Source organism: Achromobacter sp. NPDC058515 (assembly GCF_042721735.1).
Taxonomy (GTDB): Bacteria; Pseudomonadota; Gammaproteobacteria; order Burkholderiales; family Burkholderiaceae_B; genus Achromobacter.
The window spans coordinates 101082-124471 of sequence record NZ_JBHXNI010000006.1; the positions used below are offsets into that span (position 1 = coordinate 101082).

The following is a 23390-nucleotide window of genomic DNA, read 5'->3' on the forward strand; positions in this document are numbered from 1 at the left end:
ACGCGGCCCGGGCCGCCGCGCCCCGGCCGGCTATTGGCGTTGCCGCTCTTGGCGAATCGCCACGCTGTCACAGGGTCCGCGCGTAGAACGGCTCCAGCTTGGCGAGCGCGGCTTCCACATATTTGGGAACCCAGTAGGTCTCGATATGCGTGGCGCCCTCGATCTTGAACAGTTCCTTGTCCTTCGCGCCCGTGGCCTTGGGGAAGGCCTCTTCGGTCATGTAAAGGCTGTCCGCCTTGCTGCCGGCGATCATCAGCAACGGCTGGTCGATCAGTTCGATCTGGTCGGCGGCATCCCACCGCGTCAGGTCCAGCAGGCTGCTCATGGTGTACTTGAAGGTCGAGCCGGGATGCGCGTGCGTGCGCCAGTAGTATTCGTAGCCCTGCCTGTACATCTCAAACGGCAACGCAGCGATCTGCTCATCCGTCATGTCCGCATCGCCGGCGTACAGGATTTTCCCGCCCGCCATTTCCTGGGCGCGCGCATCTGAAGCCTGCCGCAGGCGCTCCTGGATCGTATCGAGCTGCGAATCCTTGAATCCATTGCGGCGAACCCGTCCTGAGTTGAACATGCTCAGCGTCGCAATCGATTTGAAGCGCTTGTCGGTCTTCGCGGCGGACAAGGCGTATCCGCCGCCGCCGCAGATGCCAAGCAGTCCCAGCCGCGCCGCATCCACGCCCGGATAGCGGGCGATGAAGTCCGCCATGCCATGGATGTCCTCGATGCGGTTCGCGGGCTTGTCGACGCTGCGGGGTTGTCCGCCGCTGCCGCCCTGGAACGCGGCATCCGCGGTGATGGCGATATAGCCCAGTTCGGCCAGGCGCTGGGCATACAAGCCCGCGACTTGTTCCTTCACGCCGCCATTCGGATGCGCGACGACAATCGCAGGATATTGCTTGCGCGGATCATGGTTTGCCGGCGTGTAGACGTTTGCGACGATATCCAGGCCGTTGAGCTTGTACGTGACCGGGTGAATATTGACCTTGCCGGGCTCGTTTTTCATGATGGCGCCGCCATACACCAGAGTAAACGGATTGTTCCCGTGGTCGGCTGCAACAGCGGTAGCGGTCATTGCTGGGACTCCTATGATTGCGCATGAGAATGCGAGCGCGGACGCCCCGACTAGACCGCGCCGGGTCTGGTTGATGGATTTACTGCTCATTTGGACTCCTTTCTGGTCGCTGCGCATGCCGGGCCCGCGGGACGCCGCGAGAACTGGCGCATGGCGCGTCAATCCAGATGCTTTTCTGCAAGAAATGTTGATACCTGATCGGCGATCTGGACGTTGTTCAGGTCGGACATCAAGAAGTGCGTGTTGCCTCGGATGCCGATTTCGGGAAGGTGCACGAGCTGCGCGTCGCCGCCATGCCTGTTGATGGCGTCGACCCAAAGCCGGGCCATGGCAAGGCGCACCCGCCAGTTGTCCTGCCCGCGCTCCGCGGTCGGTTCGGTTGGGAAGTTGTCGCCGTAATAGATGATGATCGGGATGCGGGTGAGCTTCTCGAAATCCTCCAGCGGCACTGCCTCAGGCGCCAGCGTCCCCGCCGCGCTCGGCATCGGGGGCGCAAGCTCCCCCGGGGGGAAGAGGAACCCGCTGCCGGGCTCCAGCGCCACGATTCCCTTGACGTTCTTGTTCTTGATGGCCGTCCGCCAGCCCGGTCCGCCCGCCTGCGAATGCAAGAACAGGACGCCCGGCCCGGTTTTGTCGAACAGCGCGGCCATGGCATCCGAGATCACGTCGGCATCGAAAGGGCCGGTGTTGGGGGTGACCGAACGGAAGAACTGGTCGAGCGTCTCGGGCTTGCGGTCGAACTGGACGTTGTCGAAGTAGGCCGGCCACTTGCCGATCCGGAATTGATCGAAGAAAAGCTGATCGACAGGCGTGGGCTCGATCTTTGCCGCCACGGTGCTGTTGCCCGCCCGGCCGCGGCGCGGCTGGTCGACGAGATAGACCGGGAAGCCCCGGCGCAAGAAGATGGTTTGGAAGCCTTCGCGGCCGTCCGATGTGGTTTCCCAGCTGCGCGCCGATTGGTACGCGCCATGCAGCATGACGATGGGCAGCGGCCTGGGGTTCTGGGGGACTTGATAGAAAGCGTAGAGGTGATCGCCGTGGAACGTCTGCCCTTGGGACGCGGGGTTGTTATTGCTGTACGTGCCGGGCGTGCTCACCACTTTCCCGCCGACCGCGAAGCTTCCTTGCTCCTGAATCGCCAAGGGGCCGGCTGAGCGGCTTGAGCCATCGGGAAGGGCAGTGCAGGCGGTCAGCGAGGTCGCGGTCGCGAAGGTCAGCAAAGCCTTGGACACGTTCATGGTCAGCCTCCCGACGCGGCGGGAAGCGCCTGCGCCAGGGCGGCGCTTGCACGCTCGGCCGCCTGTTCGTCGCCGTGCTCGGCCAGGACTTGCGCGACTCGGCGCAGCTGTGCCGCGCTCAGGCCCACCCGCATGCTGGCGCGCATATGCGAGCGCAACTGCGCCTCCACCCCCGGCGTTGCGGCCAGCGCCCCGACGGTGGCCAATTCGCGGCTCTGCCAGTCGAGGTTGTCGCGCTCGAAGATGGCGCCGAACAGATGGGCCTGCAGGAACTGGTTGATGATAGGCGCAAAATCCATCACGGGGCCCGTCACCGGCGCGCCCGAAATGCGGGTCTGGTTGGCCGTGCCCGCCGCGAGCAGTTCCTCGCCGGAAGGAATGGCGCGGCTGGGTTCGCGTCCCGGCGCGTCCTGGATGCCGCGTTGCTTGCGCGCCTCCACGACCTTCAGTAGTTCACCAAGCGCGTTGAGGCTTTTCGGAAAGCCGACATAGGCGTATAGCTGCACCAGGATTTCCTTCGCCTCGCTGACCGTCAGCCCCGCGTCCAGTCCTTGGTTCAAGGCGGCGTTGAGTTTGGGCATGTCGCTCGCGGCCATGAAGGCCGCGATCAGGGGAATCGCCTGCTGCTTCGCGGACAGTACGCCGGCGGTGGCTTGCGTGGCCATGGCTCGCGCCTCGGCGTTTTGAGAGGCGTGAGTTGGCGCGAACGCCAGCCCCAGGCTCAGGGCTAACACCGCCATCAGCGCGCTGGTCTTGGGGTCCGTGGGGGGCTTTTCATGGGTCATGGGGTGGCAGCTCCATCCGTTGCTCGAATTGCCGTTCCTTTCGAGTAGCTGAAATGCTACGGGAAGCGGAGGGTTCGATTAAGCCCATAAATCTGCATTCACTGCTGAGTGAAATTCATGAGTCAGGATGCTGCCGGCGCCGCGGACGATCCCCTGGCGGCGCGGATATTGGCCTTGCCGCCGACGGTCGACGCGCGCTACGCCGCGCCGGCCGCCAGTTCGTCGAACAGGAAGTCGCCGCCCATCTGCCCGCCTTTGAGCATCAGTTCGATGCCGTCGGTCAGCGGGTCGTCGCTGCGGGTGAGGCTGACGGTCACGCCGGGCGCCAGCACGCAGCGAAACGCCAGGCCCCAAAGCCCGAGCGCGAGCGTGGCCTGGCTGGAGGTGTCGCCGCCGGCGATGCCGATGCGCGACAGGGGCCTGCCGGCGTGCGCGCTGGTCCGGACGATGTCCGCCACCAGCCGGCCGGTGGCGCGGGCGGTGGCCGCGGTGTCCTGCGCGCTGACGGCGGCCGACGGCTTGTCGGTATGCGCCAGGACGTTGTGGCCTTGGGCTAGCGCGGCGGCGGCCTGTTGCGCCTGCCGGGCCGCGTAGTCGGGGTCCGCGAGCAGCCGCTCCACCTGCAGCGGCTGGCGCGCGTAGCGCCGGCAGGCGGCAATCTGCCTGGCGGTGACGGGAGACAGGCTGCCCGCCACGACCAGCACCGGGCCCGCGGCCGCGGCGAGCGGCAACGGGTCCGTCTCCCATTCGCGTCCGGGCGGCGCGGCGCGGGCCAGCGCCTGCTGCACGCTGCTTGGGCCCACGGCCAGCAGCGGTGCGCGGGAAGCGGCGCGCCAGATCAGGCGGCCGATGACGGCAAGCTGTTCGTCGTCCACGAGGTCCAGCAGGACGGGGCCGTCGGTCGTCTCGATGATCTGGTCGATCCAGCGCGCCAGTGCGGGCGCGTCCGCCGCCTGCCGCAGGCGCGGATAGGCGGTGTGGGGCACGGAGCGGATGCCGGAGAGCCCTTGCGCCTGCAGGTGCAGCCGCAGATCGGCCTCGTGCATGGGCGTGACCGGGTGCGCGCTCATGACGGGGTGGCGGTCGATGCGATGGATCTCGGGCGCGGACCCGGCGCGCGCGAACAGCTGGGCGAAGCTGCAGTAGCGGCCGATGCTGGGCTGGCCGCCCACGATGGGGACTATCGGGTTGGGCATGTGGCGGCGCAGTTCGCGGATGGCGGCGCCGATGCTGCCGACGTGCGGCGCGCTGTCGAAGGTGGAACAGCATTTGTAGTGCAGCACGCGGGCGCCCGTGCCCGCCAGGAACCGGCCGGCGGCGCGCAGCTCGGTTTCCATTTCGGCGGGCGCCATGCCGCGCGCGGCGCCGGCGATGCCGATGGCGTCCAGCGGGCCGGCGCGGCGCAACTGCTCCGGCGTGGGCACGCCCAGGAACAGCAGGCCGCGCAGACCGGCGCGGGCTACCTCCGCGAGCGTGTCGGTGGCGCCGGTGAAGTCGTCGCCATACCAGCACACTTGCGGCGCGGGGGCGCTGCGCTCGCCTTCGCTCATGCGCGGTTTCCGAAGAAGGCCAGGGCGCGCTGCAGTTCGGGCGCGTTGCGGGCCTGGTCTTCCAGGCGCTGGCCGTCGCGCACCGCCTGCCATGCCTGGCGGATGCTCTGCACGCCGGCGGCTGGTCCGTCCGGATGGGCCAGGATGCCGCCGCCCGACATGAACAGCAGATCGTCGCTGCGCACGGCGGCCCAGGTGGCGGGCACCGTGCCGGCCCACTGGCCGGAAGAGAACGCGGGCATCACGGCGTCGTCGATGCCGGGCGTCAGGGACGCCAGGCAGTCGCGCGCGGACTCGACGACTTCGCTGTCCTCCTGCGAGAATTTTCCTTGCAGGCCGTGCACGTGCATGTGGTCCACGCCCGCCAGCCTCCAGAGCGTCTGATAGGCCTGGAATCCGATGCCCAGCAAGGGATGGCGGGACAGCGCGCCATAGCCGTTGCGGTGTCCGTGCAGCGCCAGCGGCGTGCTGCGGCGCAAGGTCTGAATGGCGGAGTAGCCGCACCAGTTCAGGCTGGCCATGACGCAGGAGCCTTCCTCGCGTTCGATCAGGTCGGCGTGGCGGCGCATGGCGTCGGTTTCGTCGCTGATGTTGAACGCCACCATGACGTTGCGGCCGGTGCGTTCGCGGTGCGCGCGCACCACCGCCATTACGGCCGCCACGCGCTGCGCGAGCGGGGCATGGGCGGGATTGGCGCAGACCTCGTCGTCCTTGATGAAGTCCACGCCCGCCGCGCAAAGCTGCGCCGCGAGGTGCGCGGTCTGTTCGGGCGATAGCCCCACGTTGGGCTTGATGATGGTGCCCACCAGCGGGCCCTGCGCCACGCCGGTTAGCTGGCGCGTGCCGGCGATGCCCACCTGCGGCAGGTCGAACTGGGCGCGGTAGTTGGCGGGCAGTTCCATGCTTTCCAGCCGCAGGCCGGTGACTTCGCCCAGGTCATAGAGGTTGCCGCCCACCGTGGCCGCCAGCGTGGGCAGGTTGGCGCCGATGTTGGCGACGGGAAACGCGATGCGCACCCGGGCGCGCTGGTACTTGCCCGGCATGCCGCCGGGTTGGCGCGCCAGCCAGGCGTTGGGCAGGCTCGGCGCGCCGGCGGATTCCAGGGGCTCGATGGATTCGATGCGCGCGCGGGCGCGGGCGCGCAGTTCGTCGGTTTCGCCCTGCACCCGCGTGAAGGTGCCGCAGGACTGCTCGCCGGCCATGATCTCCGCGACCCGGGCGGGGTCCATCGGCGTTTCAATCAGATAGGTGGCGGTAAACGATTGGGAATTCATGGTGGCGGAGTGCGGTGTCAGAGGCGGGTCAGGTCGGGGAAGGCGCGGACCGGATCCTGGCCGTCCCAGTTCAGCGAGCTTTCGCGGATCAGGTCGAACAGGCGGCCCTTGGGGCCCGCCACTTCGGACAGCTCGATGACCGTGCCGGGGTGGTACTCGGTGTCGAAGTAGATGAAGCGGCCTTTTTCACCGACCTCGCCGCTCATCTTGGGTTTGAAGCCCTGCGCCAGCAGGCGCTCCACGTCGGAGTCGTAGCTTTCGGTCCAGTAGGCGACGTGCTGCAGGCCGGTGCGGCCGGCCTGCAGGAAGTCGCGGTACATGGACGGCACGTCGTTGCGGGTCTGGATCAGTTCAACCTGCACGAAGCCAGAGTTGGCCAGCGCCACCGAGTTGTGGGGCTCGTAGCCCACGCCGTCGTACTGGTAGTTCACGATAGGCACGCGCGGGTTGTAGTACCAGGGGCCCACGCCCAGGGTGGCGCTCCAGTAGTCCATGGCGGCTTCGATGTCATGCACCACATAACCGAGTTGGCGGATCTCGCCCAGGAAACGACTCATGATGGATCTTTATAAAAAGGATGGCTGAGAGACGGGAGAGGCGCGGCCCCGTCGGTCGGGGCCGCGTCGCGTCACAGGAAACCGATAGAGAACCAGGGGAAGGCGGCAACGATGACCAGGCCCACCAGCAGCGCGGCGATATAGCCCCAGATCGGGCCGATGCCCTCGTTGGGGTCGACGCGGCTGATGGCGCAGGCGCCGTAGTAGCCCACGCCGAAGGGCGGCGCGAACAGGCCGATGCCCATGGCGAAGATCACGACCATCGCGTAATGGACTTCATGCACGCCGGCCTGCGCCGCGATGGGGAACAGCAGCGGGCCGAACAGCACGATGGCCGGGATGCCTTCCAGCACGCTGCCCAGGATGATGAAGGCCACGATGGACACCGCCAGGAAGCCGTAGCTGCCGCCGGGCATGCCGGCCATCAGGCTGGCCAGGTCGCCCGAGAATCCCGATTGCGTCAGCGCCCAGGCCATGGCGGTGGCGCAGCCCACGATCAGCATGATGGCGCCCGACAGCGAAGCGGTCTCGATCAGCATGGGCTTCAACCGCGCCCAATCGAAGCGCCGGTAGATCAGGATGCCCACTACGGCGGAATAGACGATGCCGATGGTGGAGACTTCGGTGGCGGTCGCCACGCCTTCGACCACCGCGGCGCGGATCACGAAGGGCAGCGCCACGGCGGGCAGCGCGATCACGAAGAAGCGGCCGATTTCCTTGAAGCTGAAGCGCTGGACGAGGCTCAGGTCTTCCTTGCGATAGCGCCACCACACCACCGAGCACAGCGCCAGGCCCAGCACCACCGCGGGCAGCAGCCCGCCGGTGAACAGCGCGGCAATCGACACGCCCGTCACCGAACCGATGGTGATGAGCACGATGGACGGCGGGATGGTTTCGGTCTGCGCGCCCGTGGCCGACAGCAGGGCGACCAGGTCGCCGGGCTTGGCGCCGCGCTTTTTCATCTCGGGAAACAGCACGGGCGCGATGGCCGCCATGTCGGCGATCTTCGAGCCCGAAATGCCGGACACCAGGTACATGGCGCCAATCAGCACGTAGGACAGCCCGCCGCGCACATGCCCCAGCAGGCTGGCCAGGAACTGGATCATGGCGCGCGCCATGCCCGTCATCTCGATCAGCGAGCCCAGGAAGATGAAGAGCGGCACGGCCAGCAGCATCAGGTGGGACATGCCTTCGTCCAGCCGGCCCACCATCACCACCATGGGCGTGTTGGTGGTCAGCGCCAGGTACGAGAAGGTGGCCAGCGCGAACGAGAACGCGATCGGCACGCCCGAGAACACGGTGGCGGCGACGATGCCCACGAAGAAGATCACCAGGTTCAGCTTGCCCAGGCCCGAGAACAGCGGCTGCGCCAGCCAGAACAGCGCGACGACCGCCGCCACGCCCGCCAGGGCCGTCAGCACCTGCCGCAAGGGTTGCGTGCGCAGCAGGCGGAGCAGGGCGATGACGGCCATCAGGCCCATGCCCACCGGAATCGCCGCGGCGCGCCAGGCGTTGCTCAGCTCCAGCGCGGGCGTGACGATGAAGTGTTCCTCATGCGCGTATTCGATGGCGGGCGCCAGGATCAGCACCAGGAACGCCAGCGACGCGGCCAGCGCCGCGGTCTCCAGCTGCGCGCGCCGCGCCGGGCTGACGTTGTTCACCAGCGCCGTCATCCGCATGTGCTCGCCGCGCCGCAAGGCGACGACGGCGCCCAGCATGGACAGCCAGAGGAACAGGATGGACGCGAGCTCGTCGGACCAGACCAGCGGGCTGTGGAACGCATAGCGCGCCACCACGCCGGCAAACAGCACCGCGATCTCGATCAGCACGATGGCCGCCGCGGCGTGTTCGACCACGCTGCCTAGCAGCCCCTCAAGCGCGCCGGCCGCCCGGCGCAGGGGATTTGCCGGCAGCACGGGGGCCGCGGCATGGGGAGCGGACAGGGAGGACATGGCGCGACCTCAGGCCAGCTTGCCGACGGACTGCTCCAGGAGGCCCCAGGCCTCGTTGCCGAAGCGGCCCTGCCATTCCTTGTAGAAGCCCGCGGTGCGCAGCTGTTCGCGGAAGCTGTCGGCGGACGGCTGGTTGAATTGCAGGCCCTTGCCTTCCAGGTCGGCCTGCACCGAGGCGTTGAGCTTCTTGATGTCTTCGCGCTGGGCGAGGCCCGCTTCGTTGATGCCGCGCGCAACCACGGTCTTCAGGTCTGCCGGCAGGCCTTCCCACATGCGGCCGTTGGCGATGAACCAGTAGCCGTCCCAGATGTGGTTGGTCAGCGAGCAGTATTTCTGCACTTCATACAGCTTGGCCACCTGGATGATGGGCAGCGGGTTTTCCTGCGCGTCCACCACCTTGGTCTGCAGCGACGAATAGACCTCGCTGAACTGCAGGCTGGCGGGCGCGGCGCCCAGGCCCTTGAACATGGAGATCGGCAGCGAGCTGACCGGCACGCGGATCTTCAGGCCGTTCATGTCGGACGCGGTGGCGACAGGCGCCTTGCTGCTGGTGGTCTGGCGAAAGCCGTTGTCCCACATCTTTTCGAAGGCGTAGAGCTTGCGCTGCGCAATGGCGGCGCGCACGTGCGCGCCCAGCGCGCCGTCCATGGCGCCCCAGACCTGGTTGTAGTCCTTGAACGCGAAGCCGACCGCGTTGATCGCGGCCACCGGCACCAGCGTGGCGATCACCAGGGCGGACGGCGTGAAGAAGTCGATGCCGCCCGAGCGCACCTGGGCCAGCATGTCGGTGTCGCCGCCCAACTGGTTGTTCGGGAAAATCTTGATGTCCACGCGTCCGTTGCTTTCCTTCAGGATGCGGTCGGCTGCTTCCTGGGCGCGGATGTTCAACGGGTGCGTCACCGGCAGGTTGTTGCCGTACTTGAGCGAATAATCGGCCGCGCGGGCGATCAGCGGAAAACCGCCGCCGGCCAGGGCAAGGGCGGGAACCGCGCAGAGGCGGCGCAGGGCACTGCGGCGTGTAAGCAGCTTCATGGTTGTCTCCATAATCGTAGTTATGATGTTTTTTGATGTGCCACAAATACGCCAAAGCCATGCGGCAGAGTGGACAATAGTGAATAGGCGCTATCATCGTCAAACCTTATTCATGATGGTTTTTGATGTGAATAGAGATCCCTCCGAACGCAAGCTCGCCCGTCTGGCGGATGTGGCAGCCCGTGCCGGCGTATCCACCGCGACCGCCGACCGGGTGCTGAACCGCCGTCCCGGCGTGCGCACCGCCACCGCGCAAAAGGTCTTCAAGGCGGCCGTCGAGCTGGACTACCTGCCCGAGCAAGAGGTCTATGCCGCCGCCGCGCCCGAGCCGATGCGGCTGGTGTTCCTGCTGCCGCGCGGCAGCAACCGCTATCTGCGCATGCTGGGCGACACCGTCAGCTACGCCCACGAACACTTCGCGCCGCTGAACGCGAAGTGCCAGGTCGAGTACGTGGAGAGCTTCAACCCCGACGCGCTGGCCCAGGCGCTGGCCAAGCACGGCAAGCGGGCGGACGGCATCGCCTTCATGGCGCTGGAGCATCCGGTGGTGCGCGAGGCCGTCAACGCCCTGGCGCAGCACGGCGTGCCCACGGTGACGTTGATTTCAGATATCGCCAACAGCGCCCGAACGGCCTACGTGGGCCTGGACAACCGCGCCGCGGGCCGCACCGCCGGCTACCTGATCGCGCGCTTCATCGGATCGCGCGCGGCGCACGTGGCGCTGATCGCCGGCTCGCGCCACTACCGCGCGCACGAAGAGCGCGAAAGCGGTTTCCTGCAGCTATACGCGGAACAGTTCCAGGCCATGCAGGTGGTAGACCTGCGCGAAGGCTACGACGATGCGCAGCGGAACTACGAGCAGACCCGGCAGCTGCTGGAGCAATACCCGCAGCTTGCCGGCATCTACAACATCGGGGGCGCCTCGGACGGCGTGGCGCGGGCGCTCAAGGAGGCGGGGCTCCAGCACAGGGTGGTGTTCATTGGCCACGGCCTGACGCCCGACACCCGCTCCCTGCTGATCGACGGCACGATGGATGCCGTCATCACGCAAAGCCCGATGGAAGCGCTGATGAGCTGCGTGCGGATCTTCAGCAACCTGCGCGACAAGCGCAGCGCCATGAACGGCGTGGAGCTGGCCCGCAGCCAGGTGATCTTCCGGGAGAACCTGCCCTAGGCGGCCGGGCCGGGCACAGGCGCCTATGCCGATGCTTTCGGGGCCTGGACCATTTTCCAGCCGTTGCCGGCGGGGTCGCGGAATCCGGCGTCGACGCTGCCGTAGCGGTCCGTCGGCTCCTCGGTGAACTCCACGCCCAGCGCCTTCATCCGGGCGTAGCTGGCGCGGCAGTCGGCCACCGAGAGCACCAGCGGGGGCATGGCGCCCTTGGCGACCATGGCGCGCAGGGTTTGCGCGGTGGCGTCGTCGTGGATGGGAGGGCCCGGCCGGAACAGGCCAAGCTGAAACGAGGGCTGATCCGGATGCTGGACCGTGAGCCAGCGGTAGGGTCCATTGCGCACGTCCGTGTGCACCCGGAACCCGAGCTTGCCGACGTAGAAGGCGAGCGCCTCGTCCTGGTCGTCGACGTACAAGCCTGCGACATTGATACCTTCGTTCATGACTCCTCCTTGGTGGATGGCCGGACTGTACCCGTGGCCATGCGGCGGCGCTTCTCCAAAACTGCGATGCTGAGATCGGGGCGCTGCGCGGCCTTCATCACACAGGCGGGGACGCCGCCGGCCTGGGGCATGCTGGCGCGGGCCTCGACGCGCATGGCGCCGGGGCTGCGGCCCGTGATGTCGCGGAAGATGCGGCCGAAGGTGCCCAGGCTCTCCCAGCCGGTCGAGTAGGCGATATCGGTGATGCTCATTCCGGTATCGCGCAACAGGGCGATGGCCCGCTCGATGCGCCGCGTCAGCAGATAGCGGTGCGGCGGAAGGCCGAAAGCCCGCTTGAAGGAGCGCGCGAAATAAGCCTCGGATACGCCGCTGACCTCGGCCAGGCGCCTGACGGGCCAGGCCTCGTGCGAAGCGGCGTCCATGCGGTCCTTGGCGCGCAGCAGGCGGCGCAGCAGGGCTGCATCCTGCAATGCGCCCGGGGAAGGGGCAGGCGGCTGCGCGTCACGGGCGTCGCGAGATGGCATGATTTCCAAAGACTGGCGAGATGCGGATAGTTTATGGGACGGGCGGGCCTGAAGGTAAACTGCCAACACCAGCAAATCAGGGTTTACGAGTGATGGCCAGCGAATTAAAGGTGCGAACCGCGCAACCGGGCGACCACGAATGGATCGTTGCCGCGCATGGCGATGTCTACGCTACGGAGTTCGGTTTTGACAGAAGTTTCCAGGACCGGATCGCCGAGAAAATGTCCGCATTTCTTGAGCTGCCCGGCGCGTTCAACCGCGTCTGGGTGGGATGGATAGGGGACGAGCGCGCGGGGTCGATTGCCATCTCGGACAGGCCCGGCGATGTGGCGTTTCTCAATTTCGTCCTGGTCTTGCCGCAGCATAGAGGCAGAGGCGTCGGGCATGCCCTGATGCGGACAGCCATCGAGCACGCCCGCGCGCACGCCTTGAAAGAGGTGCAGCTTGAAACCTATAGCTGTCTTGTCGACGCGCGAGCGCTCTATAAACGCCTGGGATTCCGCACGACGCAGGCCGCGCCCGCGGAACAGGCGTTCGGGCAGGCTTTCGAGCAAGAGTTCTGGGCCCTGCGTCTTTAGGATCCGCTTCGCGGCCCTGGTCCCCGAACTGGATGTCTCCAATCTGGATGCCAGTCTTGAATTCTGGTGCGGGCTGCTCGGGTTCGAAATCGCCTACGCGCGTCGGGAGGCGGGCTTTGTCGATTGGCCGCTCTTTCGCCCCATCGAGGAAAAACGCTACCGGGTTGGCTCGGGCTGGTCGTCATGCAAGGAGTTCCTGGTGCAGGACCCGGACGGCTACCTGTTGAGGTTCGCTGCCGACGCGGCTTAGCGCCCGCCGCTACCCAATACGCCGTCAAGCCAATCCAGCACACGGCGGTTCAGCAGCGACCGGTTTGCCGTCTCGCAGTGATCGCCGGCGCCTTCGGCGGCGGTAAAGCGCAGCAGCTCCTTGGGGCAGCGGAGCCGGTCAAAGAAGGACTGGGTGCCGCCCGCCAAGGGATCGTGTTCGGCAAGCGTCATCAGCGTGGGGCACGAGATCTCCTCGGCGCGGTCGTCCATCGTGAACGGCTCGATCGCGCGCAGGTAGTCGCGCAGGTTGCCGACGCCGTGGACCCAGAACCCGCGTTGGACGATTTTCCATCTGAGGGTGGGGTCGGACGACGCGATCTGCGTCAACCGGTCCAGAACCGGCTGCCCGAGTTCGGCCAGACTGGCTGCGTCTTGCGGCGCGACGCCAAACTTGAGCGCAAATTGACGGAACTGCCCGGCAAGGCTCCATTGCCCCGGGTCGGCGATGCAGGCGGCCAGGCGATGCTCGCCAGAAGCGGCCCGCGGTGCGAGGTGCCCGCCCAGGCTCCAACCGCTCAGCACCAGGCGCCGGGCGTCGACCACGGGAAGTTCCACGACATGATCGACAACGGCCCGGACAACCGTCTCCCAGTCGGGACGCAGGCGCATGTCCTGCTCATAGAGCATCTCGCCCTGGCCGGGCCCGTCGAACACCAGGCAGTGATAGCCGCGGCGGCTCGCGGCCACGGCGGAGGCGAAGTACATGTCGGTGACGGTAGCGTCGTATCCGTTCGTCAGGATGATGAGCGAACGGACCTCGGTCTCTTGTCCCCTGGCTGGGATCAGGTAGGCGGGCATGGAAGTGCCCTCGAATGGAACGCGCAACGGAACCACGGGAAATCTGGAAAGGGCGAGCCCATTGTTGAACGCGGCAATCTGCTTGCGGAATGCGGCCACAAGACGCGGATCCGCCGGCGCGCCATAGAACGGGCGATAGGAGGTCGCGTAGAACGCGCTTGCGCGCAGGAACGATTCGCTGGCGCTTTCCCTGAGGCCGCGGCGCTCCGCTTCCCGGGCTTGCGCCGCCAGCCGGTCGCCGGCGGCGATCCAGGCCTCGTGGAAGGCCAAGTCGCCGCCATCCCCGACGGCGCGCCCGACCGCGAGGATTTCACCGAGGTCCGCGCCGCCATAGGGGATGTAGGCCACCGGCCGCGTGCCGAATTCGTCGTGGAGTTCGTTCTTGAAGGCCAGGCCCATGGTGATGCTCCGTCTCTGTTCAGGCATGCACGTCACAAAGGGTGCGGGGCTGTCCACACGCATGGTCCCCGCCCCTTGCAGGCTACATGAGCAGCGCTAGAACAGGTAGGAAAAGTTCAGTGTTCCGCCATAACCGCGCTGGCTGTTGCTGCCCTGCTGTCCGAACAGCTGGCCGGACACCTTGACCGACCGTGTGATCTGCCCTTCGGCGCCTACCTTGAGCTCCAGTGCGTTGCGCGAAGGCGTCATGTCCAGCGTACTGGTTCCCATCCGCACCGATGCATCATCGAAGCTGTGCAGCCAGTTGGCTTCCAGGAACGGGCGCACGGCGCCTTGCTGCTTTTCCTGCGTCGTGTACGGATAGATCCGCACCCCGGCGCGCGACGTGGCCGCGTTGGCGCTGCCATTGCGCAAGCGTGTGCCTTGAAGGTCGGTGTCGTCAGCGCCGTAGTGGCCGTAGATCAGTTGCGCGTGCGGTTCGACAACCATGCCGCCCAGGGCGGCGTCCGGTGCGAACGGCAGCATCGCGTAGCCGGACTCGATCGATGCGGACCACACATTGGAGTGGTAGCGCGCCGAGCCAAGCTCGCTGCTGATCTGGTTGGAATAGCGCCCGAACTGCAGCCAGCTATCGAAAAATGCGCCCAGGCGGGTCTTGTCGTTGGCATAGTAAGTGCCGTAGATCCCCATGGAGTAGCCTGTGACTTTGCCGTCGGCGCGGGCCTTGGCGGTGCTGTTGGCGGCAGGCAAATACAGGGTGGATACTGAATCCGTGCGCGCCTCGCCGTAGCCCGCCATGACGCCCGCATAGATCACGCCGTCCTGGCCGACTCTGTGCTGCAGAAGATCGCCGCCCAGTTGCAGAAGGGTTTGATCCGTGTCGAACTCCACCTTGCCGTCAGCCATTGTCATCCCGGTATCGCGGCGGCCCTGGGCGCGCGCCCACAGGCTGGAGCCCTCCGCATCGTCTCCGGGTGCCACGCGAGCGGTCTGGCGATCACGCAGGCTGTGATTGAACAGTGTGATCGCAGCCGACCTGTTGCCCAGATAGGCGCCGGTCTCCGGCGAGACGTTCTTGAAACTCGGGGCGACGACATCCGGCAGCGCGGGTTCGGGCGCAATGATGGGCGTAGCGGGGTCTGACGGGTCCTCATGGATGACGGGTTCGATCGGAGGCTCTGGGGGATCGACAGGCAAACCAACAAACTCCGAGGAAAGGTACCAATCGGATTCGGCGCCGCCGTCACCGCCGCGCAACAGCGCATAGTCGTAGCCGTTGAGAGCGACCGTGCCCGCGCTGGCCCGGAAACCGGATGAACCCGGATCCAGGTGGAATGCATCGGCCGTCGTCGTGCCTCCATTGATGGCTTGAACCACTCGGATTCCGTGCTCCGTTGCCGCGCCGACGCCTCCGGCGTTGACGATTCGCATGGCGGTGTCGCCGGTGGCGGCGCCTCCGTCAATGACCAGCTTGTCCGTGGGCGACGCGTCGTCGCCCAACCGGGTATTGAGCACCAGCGTGCCGCCGCCGGAATAGTCGTTTACGGTCAAGGTCTTGAAGCCGCCGGCCGCGCCTGGCGACATAAAGGCCACGGTGCCCGAGTTGTTCAGGGCGCCCACCGAGGAGTCGCTGCGGACATTCCAGGTACTGGAGGCATCCAGCGTCAGGCTGTTGACGCGGCCCGTGCCGCTGGAGGCGGCGCCGCCCGTCAAGACGGTGCCTCCATGCAGCAGCAGGTTCACGGCGCCGCTTTGCGCCAAGACATCGCCCGTGAGGCGGGAACCGGAGGCGTCCAGATTCACCACGCCAGTCTCGATGACCGTCGTCACGCCGCCGCTGCTTACCGAGACCGGACGCGATTGCAGGAACATGCCGCCATCTTCCTGGCCGCCGCTGCGGCCAACCATATCGACGTTTCTGAGCGTGAACGCATGATCGCCACCCGAGGCCAACAGGGCGGCGCCGTCCTGCGTGCTGATCGAGCCTCCAGTCATCGACAGGCTATTGTTTGCGCCCGCTGCGGTGATGAAGCTCCAGATGCCGCGGGCATTGGCGCCGGATGTGCGCAGAACGACGCTTTCCAATGCCACGAGGGCGCGGTTGCTGGCGGCCAATGCCGACGCGCCGGCGCCTTCCGTTGCGACCGTGGTGTTCGAAGCATTCAAGACGGCGCCCGTCCCGCTGGCATAGAGCCCATAGCCGGAATCGCCATGCGTCACGACCGACGAGTCGCGCAGTGTCATCGAGGCGCCGCCGATTCGGGACATCGCGCCGACGGCTCCCACTCCAAAGGTCTCCACGTCGACGTTGTCCGCCGTTAGCGTGGCGGCGGCGCCGTATTCGTGCGAGACGTACAGGGCGTGGGCATTGGCGCCAAGTGTGGTGACGGACCCGTTGGCCAGGGTCGCGGTGCCCGAGCGGCTGTCTATGCCCACGGCATTGTCCGAGCCCTGGGTAAGCACGCTGAAGTCGCGGGCGTTGAGAGTGGTGTTGACGGAAGGCATCCAGATGCCTTGAGCCAGGACGGCAGACCCGCGGACGCCTGCGACGATATCGACGTTGTTCAGCGTTGCCGACGATCCTGCGCCGTTGATGTTGAGCCCGTATCCGTTGATGGACGTCAAACTCGCGTCGGAGATGTTGGCCGTGGAACTCGGGCCAAGGAGGATGGCATCGCCATTCGCTGTGGAGATGCGGCCCCCCTTCATGATGAAGGCCGAGCCCGAGCCGAGGTTCGCGCCCCGGCCAGTGGAGGTGACCGTGGTGTTGATGGCGGTGATCGTGGTGCCCGAGCCCCAAGCGGCCATGGCATCCATGCCGGATCCCGTAGCGCTTTGGATGATTGTTGCGCCGTCCAAAGCGACCACCCCGCCGTTGTTCGCGGAGACGGGTTGGCTGGTGATGCCGGTGCTGCGGATCGTCAGGTTTTTTGCACTGACTTCCGATCCCGCGTCGACAGCATACACGCCATAAGATACGACTCCCTTGACGGATATCTCGCCGCCGTCCAGGCTGATCTTGCCTTTATCCTTCGCATACGCGCCGTGGGAGGAGTAGCCGCTGGTTGACACCTCAGTGCCGCTGGTTTCAATCGAACTGCCCTGGCCGGTCGACACCAGTCCATATCCGTAATTCGGGCTCAGTGTCTTGACGATGCTGTTGGTCAACTTTACCGACCCGCCAGCGCTCGCCGTCACGCCGGTCACGCTGTTGACGGCAGCCGAACCCGCTGTCACGGTGATGTGGTCGCCCGTTACGCTGTTGCCCGTTGTCGAAACATTAATGGCGCCCAAGCCGGTTGAGGATGCCGGAGCATAGGTGACGGTATCGCCTGCGTTTAGATTGAGGTTGGTTCCGCCGGGCTGGTTCGTGACGCTGACTTGCCCGAGTTCTGCTGACCAACCCGAGAGGGGTACGGTCGGAAGCAGGCCGCCGAGGATGCTTAGCACCAGGGGGTGAAGCTTGAATTTCATGATCGTATCGCGCCGCGGCCGCCTCATTCGGGGGACGCCTCGCTTGTCAGGTGGATAACGGAATCATCTTCTGTCCTACGGGTTTACCCGGGCTGTAGGAAATTTCAGATTCAGTTCGCGATGCTTCCTCAAGCGGTTTTCGCGCCAGGCGCATGGGGCAAGGCTGATGTGCCTTGGCTGCGGAGGCAGCCTCCCGGCGAGCGCGGCGGTCGGCGCGTCCTCCGAAGGGAGGAAGCCCACACGGGACTTCGCGGCGCTGGTCGCCGAACTGAGCGTCTGGAGAACAATGCGCTTGCTATTTTGCTGCCTAGGCAGTTAATATCCGGGCGTTGATCCCGGACGGCATGCGCCAAGGTCATGATGAGCAAAGCTACCTCTTCCGTACTGAGTGAATTGTGCACCGGCGAGCTCGGCTTCCTGGTGACGTCCGTGCGCAACGGCATCCATGCCGCGCTGGACCGCGAACTGGAGCCCCTGGAGATTACGGTGCAGCAATATGTGGTGCTGAACTGCCTTGCCAAGGGGTGGGGCCGCACGCTCAGCGATTTCTGCCGCGTGCTGGCCTATGACTCCGGCGCCATGACCCGTCTGCTGGACCGCATCGTGGCCAAGGGGTTCATCCGCCGCGTGGAAAACGAGGCCGACCGCCGCAGCTCGCTGATCGAACTCACCGAGCGGGGGCAGGCGGCCTTGCCGCAGGCGCGCCAGGTGACCGAGGTGGCGTTTCGCCGGCTGCTGGCCGGATTCTCGGAACAGGACGCCGAAACGCTGCACAAGCTGTTGTCGCGCATCGTGGTCAACGCCAGTTCGGACTGACGCCTTCAGTCCGTTTTTTTTTGTTTATTTATCTGCCTAGGCATATACAGCCTGGGCACAAAGATAGGCCTAGCCGTCATGCAAGCCCCGTCCCCCGCCCAAACCTTGGCCAAGCCGCCGATCGCGCTGCTGGCGACGATCGGCGCCCTGACCTTCATCGATTTCCTGCAGAACGGCATGGTGGCTTTCGCCGCCGCGCCCATCATGGGAGAGATCGGGGCCAGCCCCGAGGAATACGCCAACGTCGCCGTCGTGTACGCCTGCGTTGCGGTGGTGATGATCGCGCTGCAGGGCTGGCTGGTGCATCACCTGGGGCTGCGGCGCTACCTGCTTGCGTCGCTGGCCTCGACGGCGGCGGGCGCGCTCGTCTGCGCGCTGTCCCGCGATGAGGCGGGATTTCTGCTGGGCCGGGTGCTGATGGCGGTGGGCTGCGCGGCGATGTTGACGTCTTCGCGCCTGGCGGTGAACCTGATTCCGCCAGGTCCGGCGCGGTTTCATGGCATCAAGGCGCTGGCGACGGGGCTGTGCACGGGCACGGCGCTGGCGCCATGGCTCGCGTCGGTCGCCGTGGACCACGACGGCTGGCCGCTGATGTTCTGGCTGGCGGCTGCGCTGGCGATGCTGGCGATGGTTCCGGTTGCGCTGGCCATGCCGGGCAGGGAAGGCGGCGCCACCGTTGCGGGACAGGCGCGGTTGGCGCCGATCGCCGCGCTGGGGTTGGGCAGTTTCCTGTTGCTGCACGCCTTGCAGCGTTCCTACTACGACTTTTTCAGCGAGCGCTGGCTGTTGCTGCTGTATGCGGCGGCGGGACTGGCGGCGCTGGCGTACTTCGCGCATTCGGAAACGCGCAACGGCGCGCCGCTGCTCAAGCTGGGCGGCATGAAGGAGGCGCGCTTCCTGAGCGGCCTGGCGCTCTTCATGCTCTGCTACCTGATGCTGGGCGCCAACGGCTATCTCGTGCCGCTGATGCTGCAGCGGGGGCTGGGGCAGTCCTGGTCCACGGCGGGCGAGTTCTTTGCGCTGGGGCTGGGGGCCGGCGTGCTGACCTTCGCCATGATGTCGCAGCTGCTGCCGCGCTGGCCCTCGCCGCGCAAGTTCTTCGTGGCGGGCTTTCTGGCGCTGGCCGCGTTCGGCGCCCTGATGTCGCGGCTGACGCCCACCGCGAACCTGTGGGCCGACGTGTTCCCCGCGCTGGCCTGCTACGGCATGTTCATCATGATCGTCATGCCCACCACCGCCATGCAGACCTTCACGGGCCTGACGCGGGATCCGGCGGTGTTCGCGCATGCGCAGCAGGTGAAGAACATGCTGGCGCAGATTGGCCAGGCGCTGGGCATCATGGTGGCCACGGTGGGCCAGCAGTGGTTCGCATCCAGGCACTACGACGCGCTGACGCGCGGCATCGCCGCCGGCAACGCGCGCTTTGAGGCGGCGATGCGCCAGTTGACCGACTATTTCTCGACGATGGCCGACCCCGTCCAGGCGCAGCAGATGGCCATGGCGCAGATCGCGCAGATGGTCAGCCAGCAATCGGCGCTGCTGGCCAACCTGGATCACTTCCGCGTGCTGGCGGCGGTGGCGCTGGCCGGGGCCCTGGTCAGCCTGGCGCAGCGGGTTTTCCGCTAGCGCCGGGTCAGTTGCCAGCCAACTGGCCGATCACCTGCCGCGCCACGTCCGATAGCGACAGGCCGCCGTCCATGGCCGCGCGCTGCAGGCGCTCGTGGGCGGCTTGCTCGGTCAGGCCGTATTGGCTGATCAGCAGCAGTTTGGCGCGGTCGATGCGCTTTTTCTCTTCCAGCGCGCCGCGCACGCTGCTGAGCGCATCGTCGGTGCGCTGCATGCGCAGCGTCTGCTCGCGCATCATGTCCAGGATCGAACGTTCCAGCTCGCTGCCCACGCCATCGGGGGGCGGCGCGTCCAGGAGGCGGCTTTGCACGCTGAACACCATGCTGGGCGCGCGGCCGCTGGCATGGTCGGCATACCGGCTCAAGAGCAGCCGGCGGTCGTCCAGTTCCTGGCGGGTCTCGGCGATGCGGCGTTCGCATTGCTGCGCCAGCGCCCGGGCCAAGAGGCTCTCGACCTCGCGCATGGCGTCGATGCGCGCGGTGTAGAGGTCGAACCACAGCTCGGCCAGCGCCCCGTCCACACGTTGGGCGGCAGCGGTGTGCTGGGCCATTTCGCGCATGCGCTGCACGGGCTGGCCCTGTTGCTGGATCCGTTCCCAGCATTGCAGCGCTTCGCCTTCCGCGTACTGGGCGTAGATGTCGAAGCTGCGCCCCTGGTTGGCGGCCAGGCCCAGCATGCGCGCCTTCTGGGCGTCGGTGAAAAAGCCGGCGGTAAAGCCCATGACGCCGCAGGCGCGTTCCTGGCCGCTCAGTTCCTTGCCCTGCATGAAGTTGAGCAGCGCCACCAGGATGCGGGTGACGCCGGGGTCCAGCGCCGAGTCGGCGGCTTCGAACACCACCGCCAGCAGGCTGCCGATGACCTGGGTGAAGCGCGCGTCCGCTTCCGCGGCGGGCAGGGACTGGTCGCGTACCTGGCGGCGCAGGGCGGGCAGTTCGTCCAGGCGGAACAGCGCAAAGGCGATGCAATTGAGCAGGCGGGCCTTGCCGCTGCTGTGCGCGGTGTCGGCCGCCAGGCCGTCCAGGAAGCGGCGCGCGTCGGCTTCGACGCCGGCGGCTTCCTCGCTCAGGCCCGCGAGGGTCTGCAGCAGGCGTTCCTGCGGGCCGCAGAGCGTCAGGTTGGAATAGCCGCGTTCCTTTTGCAGCGCATGCACCAGGGCGCTTACGCGCACCACCAGTTCGCACGTGCCCGCCAGGGCCTCCAGTCCATGGAGTTCGCTGCGCCGGGCGGCAAGCAGGAAACGCAGCGGGGGCGGCATGTGGCGTTCGGCCATGGGACTTCCGGATTCAGGCGCTGCGGCGAAGGTCGGGCGCAAAGCGGGCCGGCGCCGGCATGGGCGCATCCGCGGCGCCGTACAGCTGGCAGGCGGCGACCTCGCCGATGATCAGCACGGCGGGGCTGCGCAGCCCGAAGGCCGCCGCGTCGTCCGCCATGGCGCCCAGGCTTGAGCGGCATTCGCGCTGGTCGGACAGGGAGGCGCGTTCGATCATCGCCACGGGAGTGTGGGCGGCCATGCCGGCCGCCAGCAACTGGCTGCTCATGTCTTGCACTTTCGCCACCCCCATGTAGACCACCAGCGTCGTGCCGCTGCGCGCCAGGCCCGCCCAGTCGGGCATTGTGCCGTCCTGGGAATGGGCGGTAATCAGTGTAACGCCCTGGGCCATGCCGCGTTGCGTCAGCGGAATGCCGCAAGCGGTGGCCGCGGCCAGCCCGGCCGTGATGCCGTTGACGATTTCGCAGGCGACGCCGTGATCGCTCAGCCATTGCGCCTCTTCGCCGCCGCGGCCAAAGATGCAGGGGTCGCCGCCTTTCAGGCGTGCCACGCGCAGGCCCTGGCGCGCATAGCGCAGCATCAGTCGCTGGATGAATTGCTGCGGCGTTGAACGGCAGCCGCCGCGTTTGCCGACATAGACGAGGCGCGCCTGCGGACAGTAGTCCAGCACCTGCGGGTTGACCAGGTCGTCGACCAGGACGACATCGGCCTGGCCGAGCGCCTTGACCGCTTTGAGGGTCAGCAATTCCGGGTCGCCGGGGCCGGCGCCGATCAGCCAGACGGTGGGATTCATGTTGGGAGCTCCAGGCTTCAGGGTTTGATGAGCAGGATGGCGATGACGATCAGCTGTATCAGGCACAGGCCTTTCCAGAAGGCCAGCGGATTGCGTTCCAGCAGGGGCAGGCGTTCGCCCTTGCGCGCGGCGTCGTCCGGATGGCGCAGCGCGTACGTGAATTCGGACAGTTCAGGGGTGCGGGCCCGCGGATCGGGATGCAGGGCGCGGCTGAGCACGCTGTCGATCCAGGCGGGGATCTCGCGGTCGCGGTCCAGCACGGAAACATAGGTCAGGCGCAGCTGCGCGGCGCGGCTGCGGGCGCGGGCCGCCTCGGCGCCATAGGGCAGCCGCCCGGACAGCATCTGGTAGAGCATCGCCGCCAGCGCGTAGATGTCCGACCGCGTTGTGCCGGCTTCGCCCAGGAAGTACTCGGGCGCGGCGTACTGCGCGGTGCCCAGGACGGGCGGCGGCGCGTCGTCGGGCTGAGCCAGGTCCTCGATGCCGGCCGTTCGGGTCGAGCCCAGGTCGATGATTTTTGCCGTGCCGTCCGGCGTGATGATGATGTTGTCCGGCCGCAGGTCCTGATGCACGATCTCCAGCCGGTGAAACGCCTGCAGGCCGCGCGCGATCTGTTCGATGATGGCGATCGCCGGTTCCAGCGCCGGCCGCGGGTTGGCGGCCATCCACTGCGTCAGGGTGCGGCCTTCGATGTATTCGCTGACGGTATGGAGCGTGCGGCGCGGGCGGGTGCGCGGCCAGGCTCGCACGACGTGGCGGCTGTCGATGCGGCGGGCGATCCATTCTTCGGTCAGCAGCCGTTCCAGGTAGGCCGGGTCGTGGCGCAGGTCCAGCGACGGGATCTTGATGACGACGGTGTCGCCGCTGGCGATGTCCTGCGCCAGGTAGACGTGGCTGCGGCTGCTGGCGCGCAGTTCGCCGGTGATGCGAAAGCCCTCGAACTCCTGGCCCACGTCCAGCAGGGGCGGACAGGGCAGGTTGCTGGAATACCGGGCGATTTCGCCGGCCTGGCGCGCGGGCAGGGCATCGATGCGCACGATCTGCATGGTCAGGTTGTCGTCGCTGCCGCGCTCCAGGGCCAGCCTGACCAGCGCGCGGGCGGCGTCGTCCAGGGCGTCGGCGTGCGCCGCGACGGCGTCCTTCATGTCCTGCGCGTCGATGTGCTCATACACGCCGTCGGTCGCCAGCAGGAAGACGTCGCCCAGCTCCACGGGCTGGGTGTGATAGTCGATCTCCAGGTGCGGGGATAGGCCCAGCGCGCGGCCCAGATAGCTTTTGTCGTGCGCGACCCAGACGCGGTGGTCGTCGGTCAACTGTTCCAGCATGCCGCCGCGCAGGCGGTAGATGCGGGCGTCGCCGATATGCAGGATGTGCGCCGTGGTCGCCTTGAGCACCATGACGGTCAGCGTGCACACGTAGCCCCGGTCCTGGTCCTGGCCATGGCGCTGGCGGCTCTGCGAATGCAGCCAGCCATTGGCCGCGCTCAGCACCTTCTGCGCGGACTTCTTCACCGACCAGGTTTCCGGGGTGCAGTAGTAGTCCTCCAGGAAGCTCGCCACGGCGGTTTCGCTGGCGATATGGCTGACGTTGCTGCTGCTGATGCCGTCGGCCAGCGCGATCGCGATGCCTTTTGCTCCCAGCAGCGGCTCCCCAGGCACGCACAGGCCATGGAAATCCTGGTTGACGGGCTTGACGCCGGGCTCGGTGTGCTGGCCGACCGCCACCTTCAGGGAGGCGGCGAGGGCGCCGGGCGCGTAGCTGTCCATGG

At 66.9% G+C, this 23390-nt stretch carries 19 protein-coding genes; 4 read left to right on the forward strand and 15 right to left on the reverse strand.

Annotation, left to right across the window (positions count from 1 at the left end):
- Positions 1-67 precede the first annotated feature (67 nt).
- From ACFWP0_RS12835 to ACFWP0_RS12870, 8 genes are all read right to left on the reverse strand, one after another.
- On the reverse strand, positions 68-1072 hold the full coding sequence (locus tag ACFWP0_RS12835) for an alpha/beta hydrolase (RefSeq protein ID WP_377842482.1): 1005 nt from the start codon (positions 1070-1072) through the stop codon (positions 68-70).
- A 158-nt stretch (positions 1073-1230) separates the two neighbouring features.
- Positions 1231-2310 (reverse strand): alpha/beta fold hydrolase, encoded by a 1080-nt coding sequence (locus ACFWP0_RS12840; protein WP_377842484.1) that lies wholly within the window; start codon positions 2308-2310, stop codon positions 1231-1233.
- Positions 2311-2312: 2 nt separating this feature from the next.
- On the reverse strand, positions 2313-3095 hold the full coding sequence (locus ACFWP0_RS12845) for a carboxymuconolactone decarboxylase family protein (RefSeq protein WP_377842485.1): 783 nt from the start codon (positions 3093-3095) through the stop codon (positions 2313-2315).
- A gap of 197 nt (positions 3096-3292) precedes the next feature.
- On the reverse strand, positions 3293-4645 hold the full coding sequence (locus ACFWP0_RS12850; protein WP_377842486.1) for a four-carbon acid sugar kinase family protein: 1353 nt from the start codon (positions 4643-4645) through the stop codon (positions 3293-3295).
- The gene (locus tag ACFWP0_RS12855; RefSeq protein ID WP_377842488.1) at positions 4642-5919 is read right to left on the reverse strand and encodes a ribulose-bisphosphate carboxylase large subunit family protein; all 1278 of its coding nucleotides are present in this window, start codon (positions 5917-5919) and stop codon (positions 4642-4644) included. Before ACFWP0_RS12855 ends, ACFWP0_RS12850 begins: the two co-directional genes overlap by 4 nt.
- A gap of 17 nt (positions 5920-5936) precedes the next feature.
- The gene (locus tag ACFWP0_RS12860) at positions 5937-6476 is read right to left on the reverse strand and encodes a VOC family protein (RefSeq protein ID WP_377842489.1); all 540 of its coding nucleotides are present in this window, start codon (positions 6474-6476) and stop codon (positions 5937-5939) included.
- A 71-nt stretch (positions 6477-6547) separates the two neighbouring features.
- Positions 6548-8428 (reverse strand): TRAP transporter large permease subunit, encoded by a 1881-nt coding sequence (locus tag ACFWP0_RS12865; protein ID WP_377842490.1) that lies wholly within the window; start codon positions 8426-8428, stop codon positions 6548-6550.
- Between the two features lie 9 nt (positions 8429-8437).
- Positions 8438-9460: a TRAP transporter substrate-binding protein gene (locus tag ACFWP0_RS12870; protein ID WP_377842492.1), complete on the reverse strand. Its 1023-nt coding sequence runs from the start codon at positions 9458-9460 to the stop codon at positions 8438-8440.
- Positions 9461-9572: 112 nt separating this feature from the next.
- On the opposite strand from ACFWP0_RS12870, the gene ACFWP0_RS12875 reads away from it, so the two are divergent.
- A complete protein-coding gene (locus ACFWP0_RS12875) occupies positions 9573-10634 on the forward strand; it encodes a LacI family DNA-binding transcriptional regulator (RefSeq protein WP_377842493.1) in 1062 nt (353 codons plus the stop codon).
- 23 nt (positions 10635-10657) lie between these two features.
- On the opposite strand, the gene ACFWP0_RS12880 is transcribed toward ACFWP0_RS12875, so the two are convergent.
- Positions 10658-11074: a VOC family protein gene (locus tag ACFWP0_RS12880; protein ID WP_377842494.1), complete on the reverse strand. Its 417-nt coding sequence runs from the start codon at positions 11072-11074 to the stop codon at positions 10658-10660.
- Complete coding sequence (locus tag ACFWP0_RS12885; RefSeq protein ID WP_377842496.1) at positions 11071-11598, reverse strand: helix-turn-helix transcriptional regulator; 528 nt, start codon at positions 11596-11598, stop codon at positions 11071-11073. Before ACFWP0_RS12885 ends, ACFWP0_RS12880 begins: the two co-directional genes overlap by 4 nt.
- 92 nt (positions 11599-11690) lie before the next feature.
- Between ACFWP0_RS12885 and ACFWP0_RS12890 the strand changes: the two genes are divergently transcribed.
- Positions 11691-12176 carry a GNAT family N-acetyltransferase gene (locus ACFWP0_RS12890; protein WP_377842781.1) on the forward strand — a complete coding sequence of 162 codons (486 nt, stop codon included), beginning with the start codon at positions 11691-11693 and terminating at the stop codon, positions 12174-12176.
- 246 nt (positions 12177-12422) lie between these two features.
- Here the strand turns inward: ACFWP0_RS12890 and ACFWP0_RS12895 are convergent, their stop codons facing one another.
- Positions 12423-13643, reverse strand: a complete 1221-nt coding sequence (locus ACFWP0_RS12895; RefSeq protein WP_377842497.1) for an alpha/beta hydrolase family protein — start codon at positions 13641-13643, stop codon at positions 12423-12425.
- A 96-nt stretch (positions 13644-13739) separates the two neighbouring features.
- Positions 13740-17117, reverse strand: coding sequence for an autotransporter outer membrane beta-barrel domain-containing protein (locus ACFWP0_RS12900; RefSeq protein WP_377842499.1), 3378 nt, complete (start codon positions 17115-17117; stop codon positions 13740-13742).
- 357 nt (positions 17118-17474) lie between these two features.
- Here ACFWP0_RS12900 and ACFWP0_RS12905 point away from each other — a divergent pair, with 357 nt between their 5' ends.
- Entirely contained in the window at positions 17475-17933 is a 459-nt protein-coding gene (locus ACFWP0_RS12905; protein WP_377842500.1) for a MarR family winged helix-turn-helix transcriptional regulator, read from the forward strand.
- Between the two features lie 78 nt (positions 17934-18011).
- A complete protein-coding gene (locus ACFWP0_RS12910; protein ID WP_377842502.1) occupies positions 18012-19559 on the forward strand; it encodes an MFS transporter in 1548 nt (515 codons plus the stop codon).
- 7 nt (positions 19560-19566) lie between these two features.
- Here ACFWP0_RS12910 and ACFWP0_RS12915 read toward each other — a convergent pair whose 3' ends face one another.
- The 3 genes from ACFWP0_RS12915 to ACFWP0_RS12925 are packed head-to-tail and all read right to left on the reverse strand — an operon-like array spanning position 19567 to position 23388.
- Positions 19567-20829 (reverse strand): nitrate- and nitrite sensing domain-containing protein, encoded by a 1263-nt coding sequence (locus ACFWP0_RS12915; RefSeq protein WP_377842504.1) that lies wholly within the window; start codon positions 20827-20829, stop codon positions 19567-19569.
- A gap of 13 nt (positions 20830-20842) precedes the next feature.
- Complete coding sequence (gene cobA, locus ACFWP0_RS12920; protein ID WP_377842505.1) at positions 20843-21622, reverse strand: uroporphyrinogen-III C-methyltransferase; 780 nt, start codon at positions 21620-21622, stop codon at positions 20843-20845.
- 17 nt (positions 21623-21639) lie between these two features.
- On the reverse strand, positions 21640-23388 hold the full coding sequence (locus tag ACFWP0_RS12925; protein ID WP_377842507.1) for a protein kinase: 1749 nt from the start codon (positions 23386-23388) through the stop codon (positions 21640-21642).
- Positions 23389-23390: the final 2 nt, after the last annotated feature.

Bases quoted from the DNA above. Each gene is read 5' to 3' on its own strand.
- ACFWP0_RS12835 (WP_377842482.1), bottom strand. From the start codon at position 1,072: ATGACCGCTACCGCTGTTGCAGCCGACCACGGGAACAATCCGTTTACT.
- ACFWP0_RS12840 (WP_377842484.1), bottom strand. From the start codon at position 2,310: ATGAACGTGTCCAAGGCTTTGCTGACCTTCGCGACCGCGACCTCGCTG.
- ACFWP0_RS12845 (WP_377842485.1), bottom strand. From the start codon at position 3,095: ATGACCCATGAAAAGCCCCCCACGGACCCCAAGACCAGCGCGCTGATG.
- ACFWP0_RS12850 (WP_377842486.1), bottom strand. From the start codon at position 4,645: ATGAGCGAAGGCGAGCGCAGCGCCCCCGCGCCGCAAGTGTGCTGGTAT.
- ACFWP0_RS12855 (WP_377842488.1), bottom strand. From the start codon at position 5,919: ATGAATTCCCAATCGTTTACCGCCACCTATCTGATTGAAACGCCGATG.
- ACFWP0_RS12860 (WP_377842489.1), bottom strand. From the start codon at position 6,476: ATGAGTCGTTTCCTGGGCGAGATCCGCCAACTCGGTTATGTGGTGCAT.
- ACFWP0_RS12865 (WP_377842490.1), bottom strand. From the start codon at position 8,428: ATGTCCTCCCTGTCCGCTCCCCATGCCGCGGCCCCCGTGCTGCCGGCA.
- ACFWP0_RS12870 (WP_377842492.1), bottom strand. From the start codon at position 9,460: ATGAAGCTGCTTACACGCCGCAGTGCCCTGCGCCGCCTCTGCGCGGTT.
- ACFWP0_RS12875 (WP_377842493.1), top strand. From the start codon at position 9,573: ATGATGGTTTTTGATGTGAATAGAGATCCCTCCGAACGCAAGCTCGCC.
- ACFWP0_RS12880 (WP_377842494.1), bottom strand. From the start codon at position 11,074: ATGAACGAAGGTATCAATGTCGCAGGCTTGTACGTCGACGACCAGGAC.
- ACFWP0_RS12885 (WP_377842496.1), bottom strand. From the start codon at position 11,598: ATGCCATCTCGCGACGCCCGTGACGCGCAGCCGCCTGCCCCTTCCCCG.
- ACFWP0_RS12890 (WP_377842781.1), top strand. From the start codon at position 11,691: ATGGCCAGCGAATTAAAGGTGCGAACCGCGCAACCGGGCGACCACGAA.
- ACFWP0_RS12895 (WP_377842497.1), bottom strand. From the start codon at position 13,643: ATGGGCCTGGCCTTCAAGAACGAACTCCACGACGAATTCGGCACGCGG.
- ACFWP0_RS12900 (WP_377842499.1), bottom strand. From the start codon at position 17,117: ATGAAATTCAAGCTTCACCCCCTGGTGCTAAGCATCCTCGGCGGCCTG.
- ACFWP0_RS12905 (WP_377842500.1), top strand. From the start codon at position 17,475: ATGATGAGCAAAGCTACCTCTTCCGTACTGAGTGAATTGTGCACCGGC.
- ACFWP0_RS12910 (WP_377842502.1), top strand. From the start codon at position 18,012: ATGCAAGCCCCGTCCCCCGCCCAAACCTTGGCCAAGCCGCCGATCGCG.
- ACFWP0_RS12915 (WP_377842504.1), bottom strand. From the start codon at position 20,829: ATGGCCGAACGCCACATGCCGCCCCCGCTGCGTTTCCTGCTTGCCGCC.
- cobA (WP_377842505.1), bottom strand. From the start codon at position 21,622: ATGAATCCCACCGTCTGGCTGATCGGCGCCGGCCCCGGCGACCCGGAA.
- ACFWP0_RS12925 (WP_377842507.1), bottom strand. From the start codon at position 23,388: ATGGACAGCTACGCGCCCGGCGCCCTCGCCGCCTCCCTGAAGGTGGCG.